At 73.2% G+C, this 2,678-nt stretch carries 1 protein-coding gene; it reads left to right on the top strand.

Translation table 11 applies throughout. From position 1 onward, the window contains the following. Positions 1-2,678: SDR family NAD(P)-dependent oxidoreductase (locus tag NQU54_RS48260; protein WP_257636607.1), on the top strand; the 2,678-nt coding region annotated here is incomplete at both ends.

Here is a 2,678-nt window from a genome sequence, read left to right as displayed (position 1 = left end):
GCCCCCCGGCACCACCCCGCCCCGCGGCGCGTAACACCGGAGCCCGCCAGGCGGCAGGGTGAGTACTACTGGTGGCCGCGGCATGAGCGGCAGCCCGAGCTCGTCGCCTCCCCCGAGCCGGGCTGCTACCGGACACGCTGGCAGAACATCGGCCGCCCCGCACCCACACGCGCCCGAGGCCGCTGGCTGTTGCTCGGCGACGACACGGTAACCGCCGCGCGGCTGCGCGACCGGCTGGAGCGCGACGGCGCACACGTCCTGGTGGTCGGCCGCCGCGACGAGGAGCACCCATGGCCCATGGACGCGGTGCGCGACGCGCTCGCCGACGAGGCGGTCGACACGGTGGTGTGCCTGACCGCCGGAGCCGGGCCCTCGACCACCCCCGTGGACGAGGACGGCGAAGCGGCGCTGTCCCGTGTGCTCCGCACCTCGACGGCGGTGCTCGACCTCACTCGCACCCTGGCCCGCCTGCGCCCCTCGGCCCAGCTGGTGCTGGTCACCCACGGCGGCCGGGCGGGCGAGGGGACGCCGGAGCGGGCCGCGCTGTGGGGGCTCGGACGCGTCATCAGCAGCGAGCATCCGGAGCTGCGCTGCCGCCGGATCGACCTCACGGCCGGGGACGACGAGGCGCTGGCGGACGAGCTGGCGGCGTCCGACGCTTCCGAGGACGAGATAGCGCTCCATGAGGGGATGCGCCACGCGGCCCGGCTGGTGGAGCGCCGGCCCGGCACCGAGGCGGACACGGCCGGCCGGCGCGAGCCCGTCGTGCGGCGCGATGGCGCGTACCTCATCACCGGCGGCGGTGGGGCACTGGGGTTGCACTGCGCGCGGTGGCTGGTGGACGGCGGAGCCAAGCAGGTGTTTCTGACCGGGCGCTCGCACCGCCCGCCACCCGCCGCCGAGCGGGCCATGGCCGAGCTGAGTGGCAACGGTGTGCTGGTCTCCTACATCCCGGCCGATGTGTCCCGGGCGGCCGACTGCGACAGGGTCTTCGACCAACTCGGCTCGACCGGCGCCCCATTGCACGGCGTCATCCACGCGGCCGGTGTCCTTGACGACAGCCTCCTCCTGCACGCCGGCCACGACCAACTGGCCCGTGTGCTCAGCCCCAAAGTGGCCGGAGGGTGGAATGTGCACCGCGCCGCGCTACGCCGGGACCAGCCGCTGGACTTCCTCGTCTTCTTCTCCTCCCAGGCCACGATGCTGGGCACCGTCGGCCAGGGCGCATACGCGGCGGCCAACGCCTATCTGGACGGACTCGCCGAGTACGGCCAGGCCAAGGGACTGCCCGCGCTGAGCGTCGCATGGGGCCCGTGGACGGGCGCCGGGATGGCCGGGCGGGCTCCCGACTCCGCCAGGACCCTGTGGGAATCCTCCGGGATCGGGATGATCGACCCGGCCCACGGGCTGGCGTCGCTGGAGCGACTCATCCATGATCGTGCCCCGTCCACCGTATGCGTGTCCGTGGACTGGCGGCGGTACGCACACCACATGGGCGGGCGCACACCCGCCCGGCTGCGCGGTCTCGCGCGGCCCGAAGCCGTGACACGGCCGACGGACGAGGACGTGGCGGCGGTGCTGGAGCGTGAGCTGCGGCAGGTGCTGAGACTGCGCCCGCAGACCCCCGTCGACGCGGACCGGCCGCTGATGGAGCTGGGGCTGGACTCCGCGCTCGCGGTCGAGCTGCGCAACCGGCTCACCGGCGAACTCGGCATTCCGCTCAGCACCACCGTGACATTCGAACACCCCACGGTCGCGGACCTCGCGGAACATCTGCGCGCTGGTGGCGACACCGAGATATGCGAGCGAGCCACACCCGCCGCCGTGCCCCGGCCCACCGCGCGCCGGGCAACCCCACTCGCCCCGGACCCGACCAGGGTCAAGGAGCCGGCGCCGGTGGACAGTGGTGAGGATGCCGTGGCCATCGTCGGCATGGCGTGCCGATTCCCCGGCGGCGCCGACAACATAGCCTCCTACTGGCAACTGCTGCGTGAGGGCCGCGACGCGATCATCGACGTACCGCCGGACCGCTGGCGGCCGGAGGATCTGCCCGGCCGGAACGGCGAACCGCCCGACGGTCCGCTGCGCTGGGGCGGCTTCCTCACCGAACCCGTTGACGCCTTCGACGCGGACTTCTTCGGCCTCAGCACGCACGAGGCGCAGCGTCTGGATCCGCAGCAGCGTCTGCTGCTGGAGACGGCGTGGGAGGCGCTCGCGGACGCGGCCGTCGTGCCCCACCAGCTCGTCGGCCGCCAAGGTGGTGTCTTCCTCTCCCTCTACTACAACGACTACGCCCAACTCGCCGCGGAGGCCGGGGCTTCCGACGCGTTCAGCAGCCTCGGCAACCTCAACAGCCTCGCCGCGGGCCGCCTCTCCTATGCGCTCGGCCTGCACGGCCCGAGCCTCGTCGTCGACACCGCCTGCTCCTCCTCCCTCGTCGCGCTCCACATGGCGCGGCAGAGCCTGTTGCGGGGAGAGTGCGACATCGCCTTCGCGGGCGGGGCCAGTCTGATGCTCACCCCCGGTGCCTCGGTGGCGCTCAGCCAGATGCAGGCGGTTGCCGCGGACGGCCGGTGCAAGACCTTCGATGCTTCCGCTGATGGCTTCGGCCGTGGTGAGGGTGTGGGGGTGGTGGTGTTGCGGCGGTTGTCGGATGCGTTGGTGGCGGGGGATGTGGT

Origin of the sequence: Streptomyces malaysiensis subsp. samsunensis (assembly GCF_024519315.1) — a bacterium.
GTDB lineage: Bacteria > Actinomycetota > Actinomycetes > Streptomycetales > Streptomycetaceae > Streptomyces > Streptomyces malaysiensis.
Note: the sequence above shows the minus strand (reverse complement) of the source record. Positions and strands in the feature narration are given on the sequence as shown.